The sequence below is a fragment of the Enterococcus sp. 3G6_DIV0642 genome (genome assembly GCF_002140635.1).
Lineage (GTDB): Bacteria > Bacillota > Bacilli > Lactobacillales > Enterococcaceae > Enterococcus_D > Enterococcus_D casseliflavus.
Window position 1 is genome coordinate 835,635 of sequence record NZ_NGLH01000001.1, and the last position, 22,982, is coordinate 858,616.

Sequence of the window (22,982 nt, forward strand, 5' to 3'; positions counted from 1 at the left end):
TAAATGTGTTAGTAACTAGTGACGAAATTAAAGCCGCATGGTTGAAGCCCTCAAGGCAATTGTCTATTCGTGTAAACATTAATGGTACTACTTATGGCAGTGGGGATATTACCTCATTGTCTTTTGATTCAGGAAGCATATCTGGTGAAACGTATCAGATTGGTTCCACATATATGAACTCTGTAAAAATAGTTTTTCCTTCAATTATTGAAAGTATAAAAGAAGATATAGAAGTAATTCCCGAATTAGCAATATTGCTGGAAGGGGATTATCAATATACCAAGCTAGGGCATTTCTACGTATCTGAATTCGATCGAGATAGAAATAGCAACAAAACAACAATAACTGCTAACGATAAAATGATGTACATGGAAAGTGTTTTTGAATCTAACCTAACCTATCCAAAACCTTATAGGGAAGTTGCTTTAGAAATAGCAAATCTTTCGGGTGTTGAGGTAAATCAAGCATCATTTTCATCGTTAGGAATTTCCTCTATAGCCGAACCTGAAGGTTACACCTATCGGCAAGCAATTGGGTTGATTGCTCAATTTGAAGGAGGATTCGCAAGTTTTAATAGAGATGGTGAACTTGAAATAAGAAGACTTGCACCTACTTCATTTGAGGTGACTCCGGAAAGCTATCTTTTAAAAGGCTTCACTAAAAATGAAGTGAGCTATAGAATTGGTGGTATTTCTGTTAAAACAGGTGAAGAAGAAACGGATGTAATTCGAGTGGGTTCACTAAATGGTTCGCAAGTAATTCTTGAGAACAAAGTGATGACCCAATCTTTGTTAGACATTATGTGGAATCTTGTTAAAGACATCAACTATTTTCCGTATGAATTAAAATGGCGAGGGTGTCCACCGTTAGAAGCTGGAGATTGGTTTTATGTAGAAGATAAAGACGGAAAACGATACTCGGTGCCAAATCTTTCATATAGTATGACGTTCAATGGAGGTTTGACTGCCGAGTCAAAAGCTACAACGAATTCAAGTTCTCAAGCTACTTATAAATACAGAGGACCATTAAGTCAACGAGTTGATTACTTAGACTCAATTCTAAGTGCTAATAAGTGGAACTCAAACTATTATGATCAAACCGAACCAACCAATCCTAAAGAAGGTGACATTTGGTTTAAGCCAAATGGACAGGACACTGAAATTTGGGTGTATCGAAATGTTGATGGAAATCTAAAATGGGTAATGAAAATCACATCAACCGGTGACCCTGAACTCGCACAAGCTATAGAAGAAGCAAAACAAGCAGGCGAACAAGCCAAAGAAGTCGCTGAACAAGCAAAATTAGATGCGGAATCCGTCCAGTCCAAAGCCGATGCAATAAGAATTGATGTTAATGGTCTTGTTTCCGATGTTACTACGATCAATGGGACAGTTAGTTCTATTAGTAGTAAAGCTAACGATGCTTATAATAAGGCGAATGCTGTCGAAGGTAGAACAGCAACGCTTGAAACCTCAGTGAATGGTTTAACTGGAAGGATCACAGATGTTGAATCGACTGCCACAAGTACCACTAAAAAACTGAATGAGTTAGTCGTCACGGTGGATGGGCAGAAGCAAACAATTGCAACGGTTACAACAACAGCAAACAGCGCCTTGAATAAGGCGAACGTTTTGGAATCAACTATTGATGGTGTTACACAGACGTTGACTAGTGTGGAAGAATGGCAGAATGACTTCAATATTTCTGCAAGAAATCTAGTGCCCAACAGTTCCTTTTACGATGATAGCATTGGGTGGGTAGCCTCGCTTATTACAAGTATTACATCAAACGGGTCATACACAAGAGTTGTTAAGGAAAGTACATCCACAAACAGATCAACTATATCACGTAACATCACAGATGGAAGATTTAAGCCAGACACTCAATACACATTGGGGATTATGGTCTACGTGGAATCAGTTTCCAACAATGCTACTTCTACAGGGTCAAATGCCTTCTTGAGAACAAATAACGGTGCGATGCTGGATGCACCGATAGGTCATATTGATTTCAGTAAAGTAGGCGAATGGCAAATTGTAAAAGGAACTGGCAGGACAAGAGTCGGCACATGGGTAAATGATCCTCAAATAACTATTGCGTTGCAAGCAAACATTACTTGTATCATTAGAATCAAAGAGTTTGTGATTGTCGAAGGGAACAGATACTTAGGCTGGTTACCTGACCCAGATAATTTAGCAACTGTGACTAAAGTCAATCAAATTGAATCAACAGTAGAAGGAACGATTCAAACTGTTGCAAGTGTCAAGAACACCGCTGATTCTGCTCTAAACAAAGCAACGCAAGTCGAAACAACTGCGAATGGCCTGAAAACAACCATATCAAGCGTTGAGACAACCGCTAATTCTGCTTTAACTAAAGCTACACAAGTTGAGTCAACCGCAAATGGTATTAGACAGACTGTGACTGAAGTTCAGTCCCAACTTGGTATTACTAATATCAAAACGGCCCTTGCTGGTGGGCTTGTAATTACCGATGATCCAGAGTTCCGCAAAGGAAACAATGGGTTAATTGTTTACAACAATGCTAATAACGGCGTGATCACTCTGACAAGAGAATCAGCTATTAGCGGAGGCACGCAGCCTACCAATTCAAACGCTCGCATGAAAATTACTGTGACTGGTTCAGCAAATCCACAATTTGGTGGGATATTAAGACTTACTCAATCACGTGTTAACGCAAAGTTTGTAATTAGGTTTACAGCCTTGTTACCAATAGGACGTAGATTTATGCACGCAAATAACAGTATGGGTGATGGCGCAAGAGTAACATGGCTTACTTCTACTGCGGGAACTGGACTTTGGACTGAATATATGTACCTTGTTGAATGCGGCACAGGCGGAACTTTCAGTACTTTTGGTCATCTATATGTACTGGATGGGACTGTTCCGACAGCGGCTAACCCCCTTAATTGGTACATTGCAAGATATGAGATTATTGACATTTCTCAGTCCCAACAATCACAGATTACTCAGCTGTCAGACAATATAAATCTGAAAGTTGAAAAAAACGATATAGTCAATCAAATCAATATATCGACGGAAGGAGTTTTGATTTCTGGAAGTAAAGTTCAAATCACTGGTCAGACTTATATTGAAAATGGGGTTATCGGAAGAGCGCAGATAGCAAATCTTGCAGTTGGAACTGCGCAAATTGCAGATGCGGCGATCACTGATGCTAAAATCGGTAGTCTTTCAGCGACCAAGATTACCACTGGAACGCTTAATGCAGCGAATGTGAACATTGTTAACTTAAATGCTAGTAGCATATCGACAGGAGAGTTAACGGGAATCAACATACGTGCTGCAACTTTCTATGGATCTAGCGGTTCTGGGAATATGCAGTTAAATGGTGTTGACTTAAGATTTGATACATCCTCAAACAGTTTCCGACTTAATTATAACGGTATAGTTAATGTCAACACGAGTTACGGAACACGTGCACTAGCTTTCTTTAATGAAGGCATAAATATAGCTGCTAGTTCTAGCAATAGTGGAAACTTTCGAAACTCTGGATTAACTCTTTCCGGGGATAGCACGTATGTCGACTTTTACAGCATCGGTTCAACAAGTGCAAACGGACGATTGCTCTACTCTGGAAATAGTATAACGCTAAATAACTTCAGAACTGGTAAGCGAATAAGCTTAGCGAACAACTTTGATTTGTATGTATCGAGTTTAAACGTTCACAAAACAAATGATTCTGATTGGTCAGGAGTATATGCAGCATCATTTACCAATAGCTCAGAACGAAGATTAAAGACTAATTTGGTATTACTAAAGGATAGTCTGTCTGTTCTGCAAAAAATGAAATTTTATGAATATGATCGTATTGATACGTTGCAACATCAATTGGGGCCTGTGCTTGATGAGGCGCCCGAAAAAATAATCCAAGGTCAAGGGATTGATCAATATTCCTTTATAACTTTAGTAGCTACTTCATTACAGGAGCATGCAAAAAAAACTTCGCAAAATATTGATATGTTGGCATTAAAAATAGATAACTTGCAAAATGAATTTAATCAATTAAGAAATGCATCGTGAGGGGAATAAAATGAACAACAAAATTTGTATCAAACTTAAAAACAAAGAGATAACAACAGCGATCAATTTTTTAGATAGAATGAATTTAAAACCTAAAGATAGTAGGCATCGTTCAAAATTTGTAAAGCAATTAAACAAGGCGCTTTTAGAACTTTCTGAAGAGGAAAAAACGTTGATGAATAAATTCGAACTTATAGATTCTAATGGGCAACTGAAATCGGATAATGATCGAAGAATTGATAATGTTTTGGCTTTTAATAGAGAGCAGACGATACTTCTTGAAGAAGAAATTATTGTAGAAGGGGGCATGTATGCTAAAAATCTTTCAGAAGTCCAACGTATATTGAGTGAATATGACGGTGTGTTATCCGGTGAAGAAGCTCAAATTTACGATCGTTTAATGGATGAATTTGAGTCCCAAGATAACGAATAAAAAATAGAGGGAGAAAATACTATGGCATTAGAAACGAAGAAATCTATCAACATTTCAGGAGAATCGAAAATAAATGGACAACAGGTTATTTATCTAACAGCAAATGTTACAACAGATAGTGCAGGAAATACGAATATTAATCAATCAATTGTCAATCAAGATTTATATCGACAAAATCGAACAGAATGCAGAAGTGATATTGAGAGCTTTCAGGGGAAGGTTTGGACTGTAGAAGACGATTTGCTAAAAGAAGTAGAAGGGCAGCCTTAGAAGGTTGCTTTTTAATTTATTGGAAAATATGCGACACATGTTCAATTGATTGGTATTAGAATGAAAGATTTTTTGGAAATCGAATTTTTCTTAAATAATAGATAAGGTGGTAAATATGGTGATTATTGATAATGGAGTGTTACTAAATGAATTTCGAGGGTTGTTGACAAATGGTTATGTGCAGGTGTTCTTGTGGGTAGTGGTAGGAGATATCGTGACAGGACTTTGCAAAGGGGTATTTATCAAAGACGCTAATAGTACAAAAGGATTACTTGGCATTGTTAAGCATATGCTAGTTGTGTGCTTAGTGATCATTGCTTATCCGTACCTAAAGATTATGAATCTCGAGACGTTTGCGACCGCATTCGTCTTTTTCTATATCGCAGTTTATGGAATCTCAATTATTGAAAATCTTGGACAACTGGGGATTCCAATTCCAAACTGGGTAAAAGAAAGACTAACTAAATTACAAGATAGTAATGAAAATCCAAAACCTAAAGTAACAGAAATCAAAATCGATTATGGTGATGGTCAATCTGAAACCCAAGCTCTGGATAGTAAAAATGTTCCAGACTATGGCGATGGCCAAGAATTTACAGAAAAGAAGGAGTAGCCGATCGGCTGCTTCTTTTTTTAGAGAGGATGATTGATATGAGTTTCATCAAATACGAGTATATCAATATTAATGAGTACTCAAGACCAGGTATCAGGAATAACGGTATTGATGGTATCGTTATGCACTACACCGCCAACAATGGTGGCACCGCACGCAATCACAAGAACTATTTTAATAATCTAAAAGGAACCTATGCTTCTGCTCAACTGTTTGTAGATGATATTGAAGCACTCTGTATCATTCCCTTGAATGAAGTTGCGTATCACGCCAACGAAATTAGCAAATACAATGCAGATGGTTCACGCTATCGTCCACTGTATTCTAAGATAGGCAACGCCAACTATTCAACGATTGGTGTTGAAATGTGCCTAGATACGAATGGTAACATTACGGAAAAGACATTTCAAAATGCTGTGAAGGCTGTCAAAGAATTGATCGCCATTTATCCTCATATTACGAGAGAGAAGATTTGGCGCCACTTTGACGTAACAGGCAAAAACTGTCCAGCTCCTTGGGTGGCGAAACCAAGCGAGTTCGAACGATTCAAGAACGCAGTTTTCAGCAATACAAGCAACAACACACAAGAAAACACACCACAAATTCAACCAAAGAAAGTAGGAGAAACCATGTTACTATTTAGAAATCAAAATGATCCGAAAGTTTACTTTTTGACAGGAAACAAATTTACTCATGTGAAAACAGAAGGTGATTTGAAAAAAATCCAAGCGATGATGGAAAAAGCAGGCTACGACACTCAGATTCACACAGATCCAATTCAAGTTGCGTATCTCCGCAAGGTAGCGACAGAAGTATAAAAAATATCCGTTCTATTCTGAGTGCGGATTTTTTAAGGAGTTGTCAGCATGACTAATGAAACCAGAGCACAAATTCGCAGTATACTATGGCAATATAAAAAAATCGAAAAAACGTTCAAAGAGTTCTCAGACATTATTGCAACAGATAGGAACCCTTATATGGAGTATCCGTTAGGGGAAGAAAATCCAAGTTGGACAATGAATCAAATTTTGTTTTACAAATCCTTTTTGAGAGTAGTTAATAGTGTCTTAGAAGATTCGACACTTGATGTTAGAGATATATTTTACGTGAAGTATTACAACGGCCATTCGAAGAAATGCCTAGCGGTTGTATCGGCGGAAACTTTTCTAAGCGAATCTACTATAAAGAGAAGAGATGCAGAATTTATTAATGAAATCGCAAAGAGGTTAGGCTGGTTATCGGTTTGACCTCTTTTGATTTGTACTTCGATTTATACTATAAGTGGAAATGGTAAACATGTTTCGAACTCGTGGACGCACGAAATAAATTTCCATAGGAGGCTTTAAATTTGGGTAGTATAAATAATATGATTCAGTGGTTTAAAGACCGAGAAGGTAAAGTAAGCTACAGCCAAGACGGACGCTTGGGACCTAATAGTTATGACTGTAGTTCCGCAGTGTATTTCGCTTTGATTGCTGGTGGATTTATCCCAGTGGGAAGTATGGGGTGGACCGGATCGTTACACGATACAACTTTACCGCCTATCGCAAAAAAAATTTCACGATCGGAATGTCGCAGAGGTGACATTTTCCTATCAAAGTATTGGGCAAATGATGGGCATACGGGAGTCTTTTTAGATAACGGTACAATCATTCATTGCAATGCATATGATGATAACATTCGAACAACTGTAGCAGAAGGACGAATGGGCCCATCACCAACTGAATATTATAGATTGAATAATGCAGATGATGAAAATATGCCAGATACAGAAAGCGAGGAAATGTTAATGTGGGTATTTTACCAAGCAAACAAAAATGTACCAGTTCGTTGGTTCAATGGAGAGCATGCATATGCTATCGGTCACGCTGATGAGATGAAAGCAATTCAGCAAATTTATAAAGCGAACACAGGTAAAGATGTTCCGTTTTTGACAAATTGGACTGATGCAACTCCTTATCATAATCGTTTGGCCAATGTCTTGAATCGAACACCTGATTTTTAAAATCATCAGGAGGAGGAGAAAGAATGGCTAATGAAAATATGAAACTATCTCAGAACGGTTTTGAGTTGATTAAAAGTTTTGAAGGGTTAAGTTTGACTGCCTACCAAGATGTTGTCGGCGTTTGGACAATAGGGTATGGTCATACACAAGGTGTATACGCTGGAATGACTATTACTTTAGAACAAGCAAACAACTTTCTGAAGCAGGATATAGAAAACCATTTACCCGGTATTTATAAATATGTTACGGTAGAATTGAACCAAAACCAGTTTGATGCCCTAGCAAGTTTTCACTTTAATTTGGGTGTAAATATTTTACAGGGTTCTACACTGTTAACTTATATCAATTCAAAAAATTGGCAAGCAGCAGCTAACGAAATGAAAAAATATGTAAATGGAAATGGCTCTGTGATACCGGGGCTTGTGACACGAAGACAACTTGAAACTGATTTGTTTTTAACACCAGTAAATGACAATACAGTAAATGAAAGAGAGGAAATATTGATGTGGGTATTTTATCAAGCAAATAAAAATGCGCCTGTGCGTTGGTTTAATGGTCAGCATGCATATGCAATTGGACACGAAGATGAAATGAGAGCAATTCGACAAGTGTATCATGCGAATACAGGAAAAGAAGTCCCATTCTTAACAAACTGGACAGACGCTGCGCCTTATTATAACCGTCTAGCGAATGTTTTAAATCGTAAGCCGGATTATTAACAACTGATTCGTTACAGATAAAAAGCTCCTTGTTCAAATTAGAGTAGGGAGATTTTTTATTATTTTGAAAGTAATTTAGCTTGTATTAAATTGATTTATACCTTAGACTTTATCGTGCAACATGCATTAATCTAAGAAGAGTACTGGCGCAGGAAACTTGGGGAAGTTTTTCTGGACTGCGACCAGTACTCTTCGTATTTATTTTATCATTGTTCTTACTTAATAGATATTATCATTCAGAAATCCGTCTAAATTATCTACTTATCTTCAATAATTATCATGGAAATTAGCCAGCTATATTATAAATAGTAATGAAATTAATTTTTTATCGAATCTGAAAGATTGATAAAAGTTAAGAATGCGTTAGATTTATTTTAGAGGTGATTCTATGAAAGTCGATAAATTACATTATAGAAAAGTAATTAATAATGCAAAACACCTAGAATACAATGCAATACGATACTTTCAGTCTCTTTCTGATCAAAGCAACCTCGAGAAAATTAATGAGGAATTAGACTATTTAATCAAAAATGATGTTTATCATAAGATATCACGTACATCTCGTAAGTCATTTTTAGGAGATCAAATATTCATTAGAAAAAATCTTGAGCAGGATTTTAAACTTGTGGAGAAGTATACAGCTTTTTTTGACCAGCATGAAATGTGAAAAACTTTTTCATCTAATTGTGCCACTCCTCCCCGGGAGTGGTTGGTTTTGTACCTTTAGCTCAGTTGGTTAGAGCAGACGGCTCATAACCGTCCGGTCGTAGGTTCGAGTCCTACAAGGTACATAAATGCCTCTCTGCTAGAAAGTTTGTTTATAAGAATATATTTTCTTGTTAGAAATACTATTTGTGTTACAATTAAGAAAAGATCAATAATGGAGAGTATAAAAATGAATAGACTAGCTCAAATTTTTATTTGTAATCAAGTACAAGGTGGGAATGAAAATCAACCCTCAATATTAGTTAACCCTATGTTAACTATACCTTTGTTGGCGATTCCCAATAATTTTTCGTTTGTTATTTCATTGTTAACTACAGGAATCGATTATAGTGAAGTTGAAAAGTTTTCTATCAAAGTTCTTAATCTGGATGCTAATAATTATAATAGGAGAATTTCATTTAGTAATACTTTACCTAAAGATAATTATATAGACGCCTCAAACACGACAGCTCAAAACACAGCGTTTAATTTTGAGATGAATAATTTTATTTTTAGAAATGAAGGTATGTATCAAGTAGAAATCACTATTGACGAAGATAAATTTGTTCAGAATTTTAATGTGGCAGTAGTTGATGAGGGTGATTTATAGATGGATATGGCAATAGGAGATTTCAGAGTAACAAAGGTAAATATTTTTTCGGATTCAATATCTAATAAAAATGATTTATATGATGATGTTATTAAACTTTCGCAATTAACCGAGAAGTCATATGTTAGTAATGTAACATCCCTGAATATAACTATGCCATCAAGTAAAATGTATCAAATAAAATTCAAAGAAATAGATACTATTGACGTATCCGCAAAAAATTTAGTTTTTCAATTGAACATCCCTTTTGATGCGAAGAAAATAGAGGAGGAGAGAGAAGTTATGATCAATAGACATTCTTTTGAAACAAAGATTACAAATTATTCTTTAATCATATTCTTACTGGTTTTTATAATTTTCAATTTTGTAAATCTAATGGTCGGTTTTTCTTTCTATCTATTTATTCTTCTGCTATTGATGTTTACAAGTGCTATAGGATTGCTCTTTTTTACAAAGAAATTTCTTAAATATAATCGGGAGGCACAAGCTAGTGGAAAACGTTAAGGTTGATGCAACTAAAGTCTTACTACATTTATGGCCGCTTTGGTTGGCACAACTTATTTTTCTAGGGGCATTTGGATGGGGAATCATGCTTATTACAAAAAATTTTAGCAATGAGGTGCATGCTGTTATAGGGTTCTACGCATGGCTTGTTATGGGATTTCTTGTGAATGGTTCAGGCATATTGTATGTTCTTAATGATGTAAATGTAATGAATAAATATGGATTAACTACTGCTGATCCAAGTCGAGCGGACAAATAAAGTAAATCAAATACCCCTTACTCTTTTGAGTAGGGGGCTTTTTTCATTGCTTCAAATTCAATCATAATCTTCGTCTTTCCGATCACCGAATACTTCTTCACAACAAACTGTTTGCGATCGTTATACTCACCAGCAACCGCAATCTGCATCTCCTCATCCACATCTGCCAAAAAGTTCAAACTATGCGTAGCAATCAAACAATTCACTCCATCAAGCGAGAACCGCACCAAAGGGGTCTTGCTCATCTTCAGTACTCGTATCTTCGATACACAGCCTTTCATCGTTTTCATAACAATCGCCTCCGTATGCTTGTACATAATAGCGACAATCCGTTTTACCTAAAGTGACAGCAACATAAAACTCGACACATTTTTCGCCGTATAAAGCTTCCTGTGACTCTGAAATACTGTCTGGGAATTCATTTATAAAATCAGATAGAGATAGGTATCCTTGTTCGTATTGGCTGATTATGTTCATATCAGTTACCGCCAGGCTTATACTTTGTGCTCGGATCGTATTTTCGAAGAATCTCGTCTTGCGTCCTAACATGATCAAACAGGTAGTTGTCACCATCTTTCTTAAATACATAAGCTAATTCTTTTGGGTAACCACTGTAGCTTGATGGTACGGTAAAGTAGGGTTTCCCGAAATTCTCCATCGTCCGAACAAACTGGTCGTACATGAAATGTGCTGGACCCATTCTCTCGACAAACTCGTAGTAATATCTTTCTAATGCATAGGTTCTTTGATGCGCTAACGGTATTTGCATATCAATCACTCCTATTCCATTTCGACATCAGCGAGAGAATCTGACAGTACTTCAAATAGATTTCTACTTTCCATAAATTTAAGCCAATCATTGTAAGGGTCTAATGATCGACTATTTGGAATCTTATCCATATTTTTTACAGTCTGATAGATATTTTGTGCAGCTTGATCCCACATACCGTTAATTGCTTTGTTAACTTTCTTGTCATTCCACTTAGCCTTTCCGGAACGCAGTTTATTCTTAGCAATTTGGAATTCCTCGGCTTTTTGCATAAATACTTCGTAACCAGATAGACGGTTTTCCAAAAGGTTTTTAAAATCATTATATTTCATTTTGACCACTCCTCTTGTTTATTTCATCTTCAGTATACGAACGTTTGTTCGTTTTGTAAAGGGTTTAAATAAAGAATAGGGGGCAAAAAAGGGGCAAAATAACTTTATTAGTTCGAACTAGTTGATTTATTTTTATAATTGAAATTGTTAAAAAGGCTGTTAAATAGGCATTTTTATACTAGTGTAATTGAGTGTGTCAGACGACCTTAGATGGGCGGCATGATGTAAGCAAGCCTTGAGAACTCCTCTTTTGAGGGGTTCTTTTTTTGCATATCTTTTAAAACAAAATTGGAATCAAGAAAAATTTGTCTTTGCCCGATTGGGCCTTTATTCGTATGCTTTATAAAAATCAGTAATGGATAAGCCCTATGATGAATATTTTCAGAATTAATAGTGGAAAAAGGCTTTTCGACATTTAGTGTTGGTAGAGAAAGATACAACTGAAAATTTAGTCATAACCAGTTAGGCAGATTGCTTAACTGGTTTTTGTTTTGCTTGGAAGATTAAGCCTTGAATGAGATAAATTCTTGCTCGAAAGTTGTGGAAATTTCGATAGCCGTAGGCTACTCGTTTTATCACTTTTATCTTGTTGTTTGTTCCTTCTAATGCCCCATTACTATACCTGGTTTTTAAAGCATATTGAATCCCTAATTTGTATTTATTTAAAAACGTCAGCTTCTTACAAAACCATTGTGGGAGGCGTTGATCTAAGCTGTTGATCGTATCGAAAAAGCTTTGGCTGTCCTTGTGTTTAAAGTGATAGAGGAGGAGCTGACAAGTCTCGTAAGCCCTTGTTAATTGTTCGTCATAACTCAAAAGTTCATCGACGATCGCTTTTTGCATCATTGGTCTACGAAAGGATCGATCATATTGATAATTGGAACTATCCAGATCATAGGCATGCTTAAGGAGCAATTTCCAGAATCGCTTCAATCGTCGATACTTTGTCGGTTCCGTTTTTTGAAAGCTGTTCATTGTTTTAATTCGCAACTGGTTTAACGCACGAGTGATTTGTTGGACAATGTGAAAGCGATCGGTCACGATTTTTGCGTTTGGGAAGACCGCCTTTACAAGTTCAAAATAAGGGGCATTCATATCCATCACGACGTATTTCACGTTCGCTCGTGCTTTTCGGGTGAATTTAAGGAAATATGGTTTTAAGAATGCAAGGCGACGATTCTCCAATACGCCGATCAATTGTTGGGTCTGCCCATTCATAAAGACAAAACTCATTTTTCCGCTGCAGGACTTCATTGATTTGAACTCATCAAAACAAAGGACCGAAGGTAACGTATCAAAACGAGGATGATCCGTTTTTAAACAGGTGTGTAGGACACGCAGAACGGTTACGTCAGAGACAAAATAGCGATCGGCAATTTTTTTTCTTGTTGTATTCTTGGCCAGCTCCAAGGCGATTTGAACCTTTAATTCTTTTGAAAGATAGCAGTTTTCATCCACCAAGTTTGTCTGAGCATTGAATGTCGACTGACATTCTTTACAGTAAAAGCGCGTACGTACCAAGCGTAACTCTGTTTTGGTGTCTCGATAAGGCAAAAGTTGAACTTTTGTTTTGTGTGAGCCATTCTTGATGATTTGTCCTTCATTTTTGATGCCACATTTACGGCAATGGCTTGGTATATAGCTAAGTTTGGCATGGATAAGATTGGTGCGAAACCCCTCTTCTTCTACTGTCTCTAACCATTCTTCTTCGAAGAATAAATTTTCATCTGTTAAACCTAACAATTTTCTAGTACAATGATCTATGGAGATATCCTTTCTTGGTTTGGTTTTGTTTTAGACGACTAAATTCTACCAGTTAGGCTATCTCTTTTTCTATCTTTTTTTATAAAAAAAGTGTCAGTAGAAAATCCGTAGATTTTCCACCAACACTAAATATTGTAGAACCGTTTTTTTGTAAACAAATGCGGTTAAAATTACTTTATATCATCAAAAATTTATTTTTAATTTAAGTCTAAGAATAACAATCAATGATTGAACAAAATCAACAAATTATTAAAGAACATAAGCTAAAGTATTTACATAGAGCATATATAAGTAAAAGCAGGCTTTGTGTGGGATGAAATAAGTTGGGGACCCGTTGCCATGGAAAAGGAGAAAAAAAGTGTATAAAAAACTGCTCTTAAGAACAAGAATCCGTCAAAACCAAGAGAGACTCTGATTGATACTTCTCTTTATCTAAAGACCAACTATCAAAGAATACATTTTTTCTCATAGCTATCTAATCAAAAATATATATGGGTATTACTTTGCATAACGAACATCGTACCCCATACCGATACTAAATTCTTCAATTAATTGACTATAATTATAAATGCCTTCATGTTCAGCAATAAAATAGTTCATCATAAATCTGTTTGCGGCATATTCCATTTTGGATTTTAAAACAAAAGAAACTTTGTATAATTCGTAGTTATCTCTGTCTTCACATGCATGTCCCAATTCGTGTAACAACGCTTTTTTCTTTTCAAAATCACTCAAATTATTTTTTATTACAATGATGTTTAAAATTGGAACATATTTTCCATGATCTTCTAGACAATCATCATAGATAATCGTAACATTTAACTTTTCAATTATTTCTAAAATATGAACATCCAAATAAACACCCTCTTATAATTTTCCGTCTAAGTATGCTTTCGCGATCCTTTCCAATACTTCACGGTCGTTTTCTGAAACTTTTTTCCCGTTGTAGCTCATAACTGAGTTTAGAGCTTCCTTAATTGTTAATTCTCTTTGTTTCTCAGACATACCCATGTGAGGATTGTCGGTCCTGCCTAAGATATAGTCCGTTGATACATGAAAGTATTCAGCTATTTTTGTTAGTTTATCAACTGAAGGTGCGCTTTTTCCCCATTTGGTAATTGAACCGCTTGATAATCCAGTTCGCCTTTCAAGCTCAGCAATGCTGATATTTTTTTGTTTAGCCAATTCCTTTACTTTATTCAAAACATTCATTTTTCACACCTCGGAAAATATTCTTTCTTATTCGTTGACTCGGAAAAAAATCAGTGGTATATTAATTTTAAATAGATTGACGTAATATATAGTGGTTTGAGAGTGCATCAGTAGAACATTAAAAATTACTCTTCTATTTTTTTGTTTTTATTATGGAATATTTTCAGTGTTTTGTCAAGGTTTCAGAGGAAAATATTCCGAAATATCAGGTGATTGAAATAGTAGAACAAATATCATTTTTAGGAAAATAGCTTGGATGACTGATACTTGATTTTTTGACCGCAAGAGCAAAGAGCACCTGTTCTAGGTACTTTAGCAATTCTATGACAATTTGGACATTTTTGATCAATGCCACCACGTTTATCAATAATTTCTTTTGCGATTAATTCAGGTTTGTTTATTTTTTTTAGGAAATTATCAAATATTTTAAGGTTAAGCTTTTTATTGATATAGATCCCTCCGTATCTTATTTAATAAATTTTTAAGTGATAAAGATATTATAACAAATATATCAAATAGGAAGTAGGCGTACTTTTAATTCTATTAAAAGAAATAAGTTGGAGGATTGAAATATGGCAGAAATAAGTTGGATAAAATTAAAAACAATGATGTTTGATGATGAAAAGATCAAATTAATTCAAGCAATGCCACAATCAGATGCTATTTTAATAATTTGGATAAGATTATTAATTTTAGCAGGGAAAACGAATGATGAAGGAATAATTTATGTTCAAAAAAACATGCCTTATACGGAAGAAGGCTTATCGATTCTTTTTAATAAAGAGACCAAAACGATACAATTGGCGCTTGCAACATTAGAGGAATTCAATATGATTGAAAGGATAGATGGCGGCTTTATATGTATTAGCAAATGGGAAAAACATCAAAACATTGACGGTATGGAACAAATAAGAAGGAAGAATGCTGAGCGAAACCGCAAATATAGAGAGCGCAAAAAGAAAGAGCAGCAGTTGTTAGAAAAAAATGCTGGCGTGACATCACGTGATACCACAGAGATAGATTCAGAAATAGATATAGAAGTAGATGGAAATAAAGATAAAGAAACAGTAACTTAAAAAAAGCAGCCGTTACTCATGTTCTCCATATGTATGGTAACTACCAAAATGTTCCTTTAAGTTATGATCAATTAAGCAAATTAAAGCATGAGTTTCCAGATGATTGGGAACAACGCATTAATATAGTTTCTGAATACTGTGAATCAACTGGAAAGGCCTATAAGAATTATTTAGCGACAATTAGGAACTGGGCAAAAAAAGACAAACGGAGTGCTAAGAACAATACATCGGAAAATAAACAATATTTAAGAAGAGAAAGTATTCCTAATTGGGCGAATGAACCAACCAACTACTCTAAGGATAAATCAACAATTACAGAAGATGACTTAAGGAGATTTTTAGAAGATGCCAATGAAGAAAGATTTTAGTAAACCTGTAAAATTAATTTACAAATTGCTTCCGCCAGAACAGCAGACACTTATGGAATTCTCTCTGAAATCTATGATTGGTTACGTGAAGGAAACAGGAAATACAGAAACTCGAGAAGCTGAAGCAAAGTTTAGAACATTTATGTTTATTTATCGTCACTACTTAATCAGTGAAAAAAAAGTGGTCGAAAACTATTTTGGAAAAAGTTTTTTTCGTGCCTCAACAGATGAACTTTGGCAAGAAGCACAACAATTATATGCTACTTTGAAGAAAGAAAGTCGATAATTTAGAAGCAATGGGTGTTTAACAAGAACAAATTTTCGAGATAAAAGTAAATTGAGGAGGACAATCATTTGGAAAAATGGCGAGTAGAAAGAGTCAAAGCAGTGCTGAAGGATTTTCATTATATGGAACAGTATATCAAAAAGCTTGAACGGGAGATTCTAGTTCCCTATCAGGAAGCTGGTAGAAGGAATAGTAACGAAGAAATTCGTCTGGATGTTTTGACTAACAATTTTTGGACTATCCACACACATAAGCAGATTAGAGATTTGAAGCGAAGCAGTTTTGCTGTAAAAAAGTTGTTAGAGGAATGTGATAATGATACTGAAACAATCATTAATGAGTTATACATCAAAAAATTTACTCAATATACCATGCAAGGATTGGTTAATCAGAGAATAATCCTTGTAAGTCTAAGCACTGCCAAAAGACTACGTGATAGATTTTTTGAAGAATTAGATAAGCAACTTGATTTTTGAACTTTTTTTGAACGTTAGGGATTGGAATAATAATCTAAAATAATATTAGCAAGTACCATTCTAATGAAAGATCAAAGCTTTTCTCACTAGATCGTTCAAAACAAATATTTGAGTTCTTGAATGACTAATGGTGTTACTAATCGTAAGGATAAAACAATTATATGTCTTGCCGTTTTTTGAAAAGAAGTTCTGGTAGATGAAAGTGAATAATTTCTAAAAGCTATAATTCTTTCTTATAACGAAACTATCACAAACATGACTCCAGTGACTAACTGATTATTTTGTAGTTTCTTTGAAGTGTCTTTACTGATAGATAACAACATAAAAAATAAAAGAACTGAGCGGTTTCAATTCTAACTGAAAGCAGGTGTTAAATGTTAAACGTAGGCGAACTTTCAACTTGGGCGGGATGGATTTTGTCAATAATTGGTTTGTTTGCATTTCTGATTAAGCCAGTTATGTCTAATTTCACCAAAATAACAGAAAATCTAAATAAGCTTGGGCATAATCTTGATCTGCTTACGAGAGATCTTGAGGCTAGTAAGTCAGACCGTGTTGCAATACATGATGAACTAAAAAAACATGATGAGCGATTAGACCGTCATAATGATCGTTTAATTGAGCATGGTGAACAAATAAAATCTTTATGGAAGGAGAATAAATAGAGTGAAGATGACGAACAGACAATATGATTCAGTAAAAAAAATTTTAACTCTGGGCATACCTGCAATAACGGCGTTTGTTGTGACGATGGGAGGGCTTTATCATTTTTCGACAGATATTATTGTCGGAACAATCACAGCAGGTGCAACGTTAGCAGGCGTTTTTCTTAATATTGCTAGTAATCATTATCGAGAGGACAAAAAAAAATATGATGATAGTCAGACAAATGCTGATTAGTTAATGGACAATCGTAACTGTGAATGTATTAGAATCAGAAGATAATTATCATTGATTAGATGTATATGTAACCTTTGATAGAAATATGATTCAAAAAAACAAATCTATAAATAGGATTATTAATTTGAAAAAGAGGTGGCAATATGGTATTGAAAGATGTTCATGGAGGACACTGGGGATTAAATATGATGGATCCGGGAGCGATAAGTAATGGCTACAAAGAAGCGGAAATCGCTCATAGTATAAATAATTTGATGGTGAAATATACAGGTGTACCTGACACGTCGGATTACTTAGGAAAAACAGTCTTGGAGAACTTGGAAAATATCGTTGACAATATGAATAAGCGTCCAGGTGATTATCACATTAGTAATCATCTGAATGCATATAACGGAATCGCAAGCGGCGTTGAAGTGTGGTATTTGGAAGGGGATGAGGAGTCGCGGCAGATGGCTGCGAAAGTATCTGCTGTCATTGCAAAAACTACAGGACTTTACGATAGGGGAGCAAAAGCAACAACAGGGTTATATGTGATTCGCAACTCAATAGGAAGAACATTGCTTATAGAATGGGGGTTTATTGATAATCAAGACGATTTAAGAAAACTATTACCAAAAATGGAAAAAGCAGTACAAGAAGTTGTTAAATTATTCGGGTATAGCGGTAACCTGCCAAAACCTGGAGAACCAAATACACAAATAAAGAAAGTAGGGAAAATTATGTTGTTATTCAGAAGCCCAAACGATCCGAAAGTATATTTTTTATTAGGGAATAAATATGCCCATGTTCAATCTGAAAGTGATTTGAGTAAAATCAAAGAGTTGATGACAAAATACGGTTATGATACGACGGTTTGTACCGACGAAACTCAGATTTCTTATATCAAAAAAGCATCATTCAGCGAGTAAAAGAAGGAATGAGCCCCTGCTTTTTTGGGGTCTGTTTTAGAGGTGATAATATGACAAATGAAACTAGGGCACATATTCGCAGTTTGCTCTGGCAATATAAAAAAATCGAAAAATCACTGATAAGATTATCTGAGATCAGTGATACAAAAAAAGAACTGGATATAACAGCCTTGACCCATGAAGGAAGTAAGAATTGGTCGTTGAACCAAATAATTTTTTTTAAAATATTTGTAAATACTGTCAATACGATTTTAGAAAATTCGACAGTTGATGTTAGCGATATCTTTTATGTCAAATACTACAATGGGCATTTTAAAAAAAAACTAGCGATAGTTTCTGCAGAAACTTTTCTTAGTGAATCCACTATTAAAAGAAGAGATTCGGAGTTTATCGCTGAGATTGCCAAAAGGCTAGGGTGGCTTTCAGTTTGATCTCTTTTATCAAACTTTCCTCGTTATAATAAAGGTGGAAATAAGAAACATGTTTCGAACTCGTGGACGCACGAAGTACATTTCCGCGGAGGTGATTTTTTTGGGAAGTATTGATAACATGATTCAATGGTTCAAAGATCGAGAAGGCAAAGTGACATATTCAATGTCTGATCGATTAGGTCCCAGTAGTTATGATTGTAGTTCCGCAGTGTACTATTCTTTGATTTCAGGAGGCTTTTTACCAGTAGGCAGCATGGGGTGGACAGGAACTTTGCATGATATAGCGTTACCATCGATTGCAAAAAAAGTAAATAGAACGGAATGTAAAAAAGGAGACATCTTTATCTCCAAATATTGGGCTACCGACGGACATACAGGGATTTTTATGGATAATAATAATATTATTCATTGTTCCTCCGGACGTAATGGCATTTATACTACACCAGCTGCTGGTGGTTATATGGGACCAGAGCCTACTGAATATTATCGATTAAACACTACAAATGATGGAAACATACCAAATAAGGAAAGTGAGGATATGCTAATGTGGGTATTTTATCAAGCAAATAAAAATGCACCGGTTCGCTGGTTTAATGGAAAACATGCTTATGCTATTGGACATGAAGATGAAATGAGAGCAATTCGACAAATTTATCATGCAAATACAGGGAAAGAGGTTCCGTTTCTTACAAATTGGACAGATACTTCACCTTACTACAACCGCTTGGCAAATGTTTTGAATCGCAAGCCTGATTATTAATAAGCAGATAAAGGGAGGAAAGTAATGGCAAACGAAAATATGAAGCTTTCTGAAACTGGTCGTAATTTAATCAAAGAATTTGAGGGATTGCGCCTGACTGCCTATCAAGATTCAGTTGGTGTTTGGACGATCGGTTACGGGCATACTCAAGGTGTCTACTCAGGAATGACAATTACTGAAGCTCAAGCAAATATATTTTTAGACCAGGATGTTATCAGTCATGCATCTGGAATTTTTAAATATATAACCGTTCAACTGAATCAAAACCAATTCGATGCTTTGGTAAGTTTTCATTTCAATTTAGGCGCAAATATTTTACAAGAAACTGCATTACTAACATATATAAATTCTAAAAATTGGCAACAAGCAGCCAATGAGATGAATAAGTATGTTAATGCAGGAGGAAAACCGCTAGAAGGACTGATTCGTAGACGAAAAGCTGAGACAGATCTTTTTCTAAGGGTGGTAGATGATAGTACAACGAAAGAAAGTGAGGAAATTATGATGTGGGCATTTTATCAAGCAAATAAAAATGCGCCTGTGCGCTGGTTTAATGGAGAACATGCGTATGCAATTGGGCACGAAGATGAAATGAGAGCAATTCGACAAGTGTATCATGAGAATACAGGAAAAGAAGTCCCATTTTTGACAAACTGGACAGACTCTGCACCGTATTATAATCGCTTAGCGAATGTCTTGAACCGTAAGCCAGATTATTAAAAGAAATACAATAAAAATCCTGCTCGGGTTCGAGCAGGATTTTCTTGTTTTCTTCTAAGTCTTTCGAAACTTTTCCTATAAGTGTTTATCTAAGAATATTAATGCGGAACTCTTACTATAGCTCTTTCAAAAAAAGCTGCATAAAAATATACAAATATGGACCACTCTGCAGTTGCGAATATACATCACCAACAGTTCAAATAAAATAGAAAGCGGTAACAATAATCATTTCTTTTCATGGTATACTAAAAAAAATTTGAAGAAGGTGATTTTGTGCAGCTGGTAAACCCTTGGGAAAATATAAAGATAGAAAAACTAAATACTTCAGAGCTCTATTATTTTGATAATGATATTCATCTGCTGTTCGTTCTGATCGGCGATGTTTCGATTCAAGACAGTGATCAGCTATTTGTTTTGCAAAAAGACGATTTTCTAGTTGTTCCTAAAGGAGAAAAAATCTTGATCCAGAACAACAATGCGGAAGTGTTCACACTGACTTTGTCTTATGATTTTCCCCTGAACACAAAGGATAATGATATTGAGTATATCTTTCAAGGCAACTCTATTGAAAAACAAAGTACTGTTAACAATGAGATTCGTAAATACATTCATCGCTTGTTGCAATTATTTGTTTATAAAGAATATAACCAGAATGCGTTTGCCTTTCAAAATTATTTTGCGCTGATCGGAAATCTGGAAAAGCATTTTCGAAAAAAAGAGACCATGGACCGTAAAAAAAGTACAACGAAAAAAATTGAAGAAATCAAGTTTTACATCGACAATAATTTTCAAAAGGATATCAAATTAGCGGATGTCGCCAATAATCTGTACTTGTCTGAACAATATATTTCTCGAGTCTTTTCTAAAGAAGTTGGGCTTTCGATCAGTGATTATTTAGTGCAGAAACGTCTGGAAAAAGTCAGGAATGAACTGCTTCATACGGAAAAATCGGTGATTGAAATTGCTTATGATGCCGGTTTTTCCAATATCAATTCTTTCAATCGAATATTTAAAAAGTATCAAGGCCTGACGCCGACTGATTATCGGAAAGAAGTAAAGCAATCAATCGTTGTCTTATCGAATCCTGTGGAAGAGGAGGAGACAGATCTGGCGGATTTAAAGAAGCTGATCGATACGACAACTTCCCATGAAGGAACCGACACTTATGCCATCCAAATCAGCAATGAGAAAAGTTTTGAAAGCTATGCACCGACTTTTTTGATAAATTTAGGGTTTGCACAGGACTTGTTAAGAAAGGATTTTCATGTAGCGCTAGCACGTGTGAAGAAAGATGGACCATTTACTTACGGACGGATTTGGGGTCTATTGTCGCCGGAAATTATCGGTTGTGATCCAGATCAGCTGGACTTTTCACAGACAAACCAAATCCTTGATGCGATCCTTGATGCTGATTTAATTCCATTTCTGGAACTTGGCTTTAAAGGAAAAACAATCTACAAAGATTACACTTCGATTTTGGCGAATCAAGTTTTCAGTAAAAACAGTCTTCACTTGGAAGCGTACCTAAAAACCATTGCTTTGTTTTTGAAGCACTGTATCAACCGCTATGGTCGGGTCGCTGTTGAAAAATGGCAGATCGAGATATGGAAACCGCATCCCATCGTCTTACAAGCGATCCAAGCTCCATTTCTTGGTGAAGTCTTTTATGATGATACGCGGTTAAAAATTACGCGAGCCAAGGACTTCTATTGCTTTTTTACCAAGATAAGTGAGCAAATCAAGAAAATCCTTCCGAACATGAAGGTGGGTGGTTGCGGCATTAGTGTCGATATCAAAAATAGTGACGAAAATTTCCCTACATTTATCGAGTTATGGCTAGAACAAAAACAGCAACCGGATTTCTTTAGTCTAGCGGTTTATCCGATGGATGAGATCAAAAGTGATTTTACTGAACAAAGAAGAAGTAATCCAATATCACCGGATATGTACTTTATGTCGCGCCACGTAAAAGCCGTCAAAAAGATATTTAATCGCCTTCAAGCTGATATCCCGATTTATATCACTGAGTTTAATGTCACGATCGCGAATCGAGATCTGATCAATGATACAGCTTATAAAGGCAGTTATATCATTAAAAATGCGATAGAAGTCAGTCCGTACTGTAAAGTGATCGGCTATTGGCTGCTTTCAGATATCTCAGCAGTTGCTGTTGATTGCCAGGAGAAGGAAGTATTTGGTGGGGCAGGTCTCCTAACCCGTCATGCGATTCCAAAAATCGGTTACTATGCGTTCTTATTTTTAGCGAAAATGACAGGGCGCACCCTCTACTATAATGAAGAACTGCTAGTTACAATGCCTGATCCGTATACGATCAATATTCTGGCGATCAGTTATGCCCATTTAAATTCAGCATACTATTACAATTCTCAAGGAACCTTCCGCAAAGAAAATGTCTATGCAGTTTTCAATAATATGCCAGATAAAAAATTTCGCGTGACGATTGATTTGCCGGAGATTAACAAAAGGCAACAAGCCAAAATCACTACGCAGCAGATTGGCTTAAAAACGGGACTCACTTAGAAGAAATGGCAAAAATTGCGATTGAGACTCTTAGTACAAGAGAAGAAGAGGCTTATTTACAAGCGCAAAGTCTGCCAAAAATGTGGATCGAGCATTTGCCACTAGGGGAAAAGCTGACGATCGAATTTGCGATGGAAACCCATGATTTGCTTTTTAAACGTATTGTAATCGAAGAATAATAAGTAAAACAAACAGGAAAGTATCATACTTTCCTGTTTGTTTTATTTTCGAAACATAGTAGTGTCATACACATACAAGAG

General features: G+C 35.7%; 29 protein-coding genes, 1 tRNA gene and 2 pseudogenes. 25 read left to right on the plus strand and 7 right to left on the minus strand.

What is annotated here, in order from left to right; all coding sequences use genetic code 11:
• Positions 1-5 precede the first annotated feature (5 nt).
• The 13 genes and pseudogenes from A5878_RS04095 to A5878_RS04155 all read left to right on the plus strand — a co-directional run bounded on the left by A5878_RS04095 (position 6) and on the right by A5878_RS04155 (position 10,179).
• On the plus strand, positions 6-4,061 hold the full coding sequence (locus A5878_RS04095) for a hypothetical protein (protein ID WP_086294686.1): 4,056 nt from the start codon (positions 6-8) through the stop codon (positions 4,059-4,061).
• Between the two features lie 10 nt (positions 4,062-4,071).
• Entirely contained in the window at positions 4,072-4,494 is a 423-nt protein-coding gene (locus A5878_RS04100; RefSeq protein WP_086294687.1) for a DUF1617 family protein, read from the plus strand.
• Positions 4,495-4,515: 21 nt separating this feature from the next.
• Entirely contained in the window at positions 4,516-4,764 is a 249-nt protein-coding gene (locus A5878_RS04105) for a hypothetical protein (protein ID WP_010749501.1), read from the plus strand.
• 115 nt (positions 4,765-4,879) lie between these two features.
• Positions 4,880-5,248 (plus strand): annotated as a pseudogene (locus A5878_RS04110) (phage holin family protein); the annotation flags it as partial.
• 167 nt (positions 5,249-5,415) lie between these two features.
• Entirely contained in the window at positions 5,416-6,195 is a 780-nt protein-coding gene (locus A5878_RS04115; RefSeq protein ID WP_086294688.1) for an N-acetylmuramoyl-L-alanine amidase family protein, read from the plus strand.
• Between the two features lie 48 nt (positions 6,196-6,243).
• Positions 6,244-6,624, plus strand: a complete 381-nt coding sequence (locus A5878_RS04120) for a transcriptional regulator (RefSeq protein ID WP_086294689.1) — start codon at positions 6,244-6,246, stop codon at positions 6,622-6,624.
• 101 nt (positions 6,625-6,725) lie between these two features.
• On the plus strand, positions 6,726-7,382 hold the full coding sequence (locus tag A5878_RS04125) for a peptidoglycan amidohydrolase family protein (RefSeq protein WP_086294690.1): 657 nt from the start codon (positions 6,726-6,728) through the stop codon (positions 7,380-7,382).
• A 23-nt stretch (positions 7,383-7,405) separates the two neighbouring features.
• Positions 7,406-8,101: a lysozyme gene (locus A5878_RS04130; RefSeq protein ID WP_086294691.1), complete on the plus strand. Its 696-nt coding sequence runs from the start codon at positions 7,406-7,408 to the stop codon at positions 8,099-8,101.
• A gap of 388 nt (positions 8,102-8,489) precedes the next feature.
• Complete coding sequence (locus tag A5878_RS04135; RefSeq protein ID WP_086294692.1) at positions 8,490-8,768, plus strand: hypothetical protein; 279 nt, start codon at positions 8,490-8,492, stop codon at positions 8,766-8,768.
• A 50-nt stretch (positions 8,769-8,818) separates the two neighbouring features.
• Positions 8,819-8,892, plus strand: a tRNA-Ile gene (locus A5878_RS04140).
• A 104-nt stretch (positions 8,893-8,996) separates the two neighbouring features.
• Complete coding sequence (locus A5878_RS04145; protein WP_086294693.1) at positions 8,997-9,416, plus strand: hypothetical protein; 420 nt, start codon at positions 8,997-8,999, stop codon at positions 9,414-9,416.
• A complete protein-coding gene (locus A5878_RS04150) occupies positions 9,417-9,920 on the plus strand; it encodes a hypothetical protein (RefSeq protein WP_086294694.1) in 504 nt (167 codons plus the stop codon).
• Positions 9,907-10,179: a hypothetical protein gene (locus A5878_RS04155; protein WP_086294695.1), complete on the plus strand. Its 273-nt coding sequence runs from the start codon at positions 9,907-9,909 to the stop codon at positions 10,177-10,179. The genes A5878_RS04150 and A5878_RS04155 overlap by 14 nt, the downstream gene beginning before the upstream one ends.
• Before the next feature lie 17 nt (positions 10,180-10,196).
• Here A5878_RS04155 and A5878_RS04160 read toward each other — a convergent pair whose 3' ends face one another.
• The 7 genes from A5878_RS04160 to A5878_RS04190 form a co-directional block, all read right to left on the minus strand.
• Positions 10,197-10,469, minus strand: coding sequence for a hypothetical protein (locus A5878_RS04160; protein WP_086294696.1), 273 nt, complete (start codon positions 10,467-10,469; stop codon positions 10,197-10,199).
• Positions 10,390-10,656 carry a hypothetical protein gene (locus tag A5878_RS04165; RefSeq protein ID WP_179190619.1) on the minus strand — a complete coding sequence of 89 codons (267 nt, stop codon included), beginning with the start codon at positions 10,654-10,656 and terminating at the stop codon, positions 10,390-10,392. The genes A5878_RS04160 and A5878_RS04165 overlap by 80 nt, the downstream gene beginning before the upstream one ends.
• 1 nt (position 10,657) lies before the next feature.
• The gene (locus tag A5878_RS04170; protein ID WP_086294698.1) at positions 10,658-10,948 is read right to left on the minus strand and encodes a DUF5960 family protein; all 291 of its coding nucleotides are present in this window, start codon (positions 10,946-10,948) and stop codon (positions 10,658-10,660) included.
• Between the two features lie 11 nt (positions 10,949-10,959).
• Entirely contained in the window at positions 10,960-11,280 is a 321-nt protein-coding gene (locus A5878_RS04175; protein ID WP_228074215.1) for a hypothetical protein, read from the minus strand.
• A 462-nt stretch (positions 11,281-11,742) separates the two neighbouring features.
• Entirely contained in the window at positions 11,743-13,044 is a 1,302-nt protein-coding gene (locus A5878_RS04180) for an ISL3 family transposase (protein ID WP_086294699.1), read from the minus strand.
• A gap of 498 nt (positions 13,045-13,542) precedes the next feature.
• Entirely contained in the window at positions 13,543-13,899 is a 357-nt protein-coding gene (locus A5878_RS04185; protein WP_086294700.1) for an ImmA/IrrE family metallo-endopeptidase, read from the minus strand.
• Positions 13,900-13,911: 12 nt separating this feature from the next.
• Complete coding sequence (locus A5878_RS04190; protein WP_086294701.1) at positions 13,912-14,256, minus strand: helix-turn-helix domain-containing protein; 345 nt, start codon at positions 14,254-14,256, stop codon at positions 13,912-13,914.
• Between the two features lie 572 nt (positions 14,257-14,828).
• On the opposite strand from A5878_RS04190, the pseudogene A5878_RS04195 reads away from it, so the two are divergent.
• The 12 genes and pseudogenes from A5878_RS04195 to A5878_RS17465 all read left to right on the plus strand — a co-directional run.
• Positions 14,829-15,317: pseudogene (locus A5878_RS04195) on the plus strand (phage replisome organizer N-terminal domain-containing protein); the annotation flags it as partial.
• A 44-nt stretch (positions 15,318-15,361) separates the two neighbouring features.
• Positions 15,362-15,700: a hypothetical protein gene (locus tag A5878_RS04200; RefSeq protein WP_086294703.1), complete on the plus strand. Its 339-nt coding sequence runs from the start codon at positions 15,362-15,364 to the stop codon at positions 15,698-15,700.
• Positions 15,678-15,986: a hypothetical protein gene (locus tag A5878_RS04205; protein WP_086294704.1), complete on the plus strand. Its 309-nt coding sequence runs from the start codon at positions 15,678-15,680 to the stop codon at positions 15,984-15,986. The genes A5878_RS04200 and A5878_RS04205 overlap by 23 nt, the downstream gene beginning before the upstream one ends.
• A gap of 68 nt (positions 15,987-16,054) precedes the next feature.
• Positions 16,055-16,462 (plus strand): integrase, encoded by a 408-nt coding sequence (locus A5878_RS04210; protein ID WP_086294705.1) that lies wholly within the window; start codon positions 16,055-16,057, stop codon positions 16,460-16,462.
• 374 nt (positions 16,463-16,836) lie between these two features.
• Positions 16,837-17,127: a hypothetical protein gene (locus A5878_RS04215; protein ID WP_086294706.1), complete on the plus strand. Its 291-nt coding sequence runs from the start codon at positions 16,837-16,839 to the stop codon at positions 17,125-17,127.
• A gap of 7 nt (positions 17,128-17,134) precedes the next feature.
• Positions 17,135-17,362, plus strand: coding sequence for a phage holin (locus tag A5878_RS04220; RefSeq protein ID WP_205905107.1), 228 nt, complete (start codon positions 17,135-17,137; stop codon positions 17,360-17,362).
• A gap of 143 nt (positions 17,363-17,505) precedes the next feature.
• The gene (locus A5878_RS04225) at positions 17,506-18,270 is read left to right on the plus strand and encodes an N-acetylmuramoyl-L-alanine amidase (protein ID WP_086294708.1); all 765 of its coding nucleotides are present in this window, start codon (positions 17,506-17,508) and stop codon (positions 18,268-18,270) included.
• Between the two features lie 50 nt (positions 18,271-18,320).
• Complete coding sequence (locus A5878_RS04230; protein WP_086294709.1) at positions 18,321-18,701, plus strand: transcriptional regulator; 381 nt, start codon at positions 18,321-18,323, stop codon at positions 18,699-18,701.
• Positions 18,702-18,792: 91 nt separating this feature from the next.
• A complete protein-coding gene (locus A5878_RS04235) occupies positions 18,793-19,461 on the plus strand; it encodes a peptidoglycan amidohydrolase family protein (RefSeq protein WP_256925800.1) in 669 nt (222 codons plus the stop codon).
• 24 nt (positions 19,462-19,485) lie between these two features.
• The gene (locus A5878_RS04240; protein WP_086294710.1) at positions 19,486-20,181 is read left to right on the plus strand and encodes a lysozyme; all 696 of its coding nucleotides are present in this window, start codon (positions 19,486-19,488) and stop codon (positions 20,179-20,181) included.
• 273 nt (positions 20,182-20,454) lie between these two features.
• Entirely contained in the window at positions 20,455-22,722 is a 2,268-nt protein-coding gene (locus A5878_RS04245; RefSeq protein WP_086294711.1) for a helix-turn-helix domain-containing protein, read from the plus strand.
• Between the two features lie 5 nt (positions 22,723-22,727).
• The gene (locus A5878_RS17465) at positions 22,728-22,901 is read left to right on the plus strand and encodes a hypothetical protein (protein WP_179190620.1); all 174 of its coding nucleotides are present in this window, start codon (positions 22,728-22,730) and stop codon (positions 22,899-22,901) included.
• Positions 22,902-22,982: the final 81 nt, after the last annotated feature.

What these genes read in the sequence shown, in the direction of transcription:
- A5878_RS04100 (WP_086294687.1), top strand. Translation starts at nt 4,072, where the DNA reads ATGAACAACAAAATTTGTATCAAACTTAAAAACAAAGAGATAACAACA.
- A5878_RS04105 (WP_010749501.1), top strand. Translation starts at nt 4,516, where the DNA reads ATGGCATTAGAAACGAAGAAATCTATCAACATTTCAGGAGAATCGAAA.
- A5878_RS04115 (WP_086294688.1), top strand. Translation starts at nt 5,416, where the DNA reads ATGAGTTTCATCAAATACGAGTATATCAATATTAATGAGTACTCAAGA.
- A5878_RS04120 (WP_086294689.1), top strand. Translation starts at nt 6,244, where the DNA reads ATGACTAATGAAACCAGAGCACAAATTCGCAGTATACTATGGCAATAT.
- A5878_RS04130 (WP_086294691.1), top strand. Translation starts at nt 7,406, where the DNA reads ATGGCTAATGAAAATATGAAACTATCTCAGAACGGTTTTGAGTTGATT.
- A5878_RS04135 (WP_086294692.1), top strand. Translation starts at nt 8,490, where the DNA reads ATGAAAGTCGATAAATTACATTATAGAAAAGTAATTAATAATGCAAAA.
- A5878_RS04145 (WP_086294693.1), top strand. Translation starts at nt 8,997, where the DNA reads ATGAATAGACTAGCTCAAATTTTTATTTGTAATCAAGTACAAGGTGGG.
- A5878_RS04150 (WP_086294694.1), top strand. Translation starts at nt 9,417, where the DNA reads ATGGATATGGCAATAGGAGATTTCAGAGTAACAAAGGTAAATATTTTT.
- A5878_RS04160 (WP_086294696.1), bottom strand. Translation starts at nt 10,469, where the DNA reads ATGAAAACGATGAAAGGCTGTGTATCGAAGATACGAGTACTGAAGATG.
- A5878_RS04165 (WP_179190619.1), bottom strand. Translation starts at nt 10,656, where the DNA reads ATGAACATAATCAGCCAATACGAACAAGGATACCTATCTCTATCTGAT.
- A5878_RS04170 (WP_086294698.1), bottom strand. Translation starts at nt 10,948, where the DNA reads ATGCAAATACCGTTAGCGCATCAAAGAACCTATGCATTAGAAAGATAT.
- A5878_RS04175 (WP_228074215.1), bottom strand. Translation starts at nt 11,280, where the DNA reads ATGAAATATAATGATTTTAAAAACCTTTTGGAAAACCGTCTATCTGGT.
- A5878_RS04190 (WP_086294701.1), bottom strand. Translation starts at nt 14,256, where the DNA reads ATGAATGTTTTGAATAAAGTAAAGGAATTGGCTAAACAAAAAAATATC.
- A5878_RS04200 (WP_086294703.1), top strand. Translation starts at nt 15,362, where the DNA reads ATGTATGGTAACTACCAAAATGTTCCTTTAAGTTATGATCAATTAAGC.
- A5878_RS04205 (WP_086294704.1), top strand. Translation starts at nt 15,678, where the DNA reads ATGCCAATGAAGAAAGATTTTAGTAAACCTGTAAAATTAATTTACAAA.
- A5878_RS04215 (WP_086294706.1), top strand. Translation starts at nt 16,837, where the DNA reads ATGTTAAACGTAGGCGAACTTTCAACTTGGGCGGGATGGATTTTGTCA.
- A5878_RS04220 (WP_205905107.1), top strand. Translation starts at nt 17,135, where the DNA reads ATGACGAACAGACAATATGATTCAGTAAAAAAAATTTTAACTCTGGGC.
- A5878_RS04225 (WP_086294708.1), top strand. Translation starts at nt 17,506, where the DNA reads ATGGTATTGAAAGATGTTCATGGAGGACACTGGGGATTAAATATGATG.
- A5878_RS04230 (WP_086294709.1), top strand. Translation starts at nt 18,321, where the DNA reads ATGACAAATGAAACTAGGGCACATATTCGCAGTTTGCTCTGGCAATAT.
- A5878_RS04240 (WP_086294710.1), top strand. Translation starts at nt 19,486, where the DNA reads ATGGCAAACGAAAATATGAAGCTTTCTGAAACTGGTCGTAATTTAATC.
- A5878_RS17465 (WP_179190620.1), top strand. Translation starts at nt 22,728, where the DNA reads ATGGCAAAAATTGCGATTGAGACTCTTAGTACAAGAGAAGAAGAGGCT.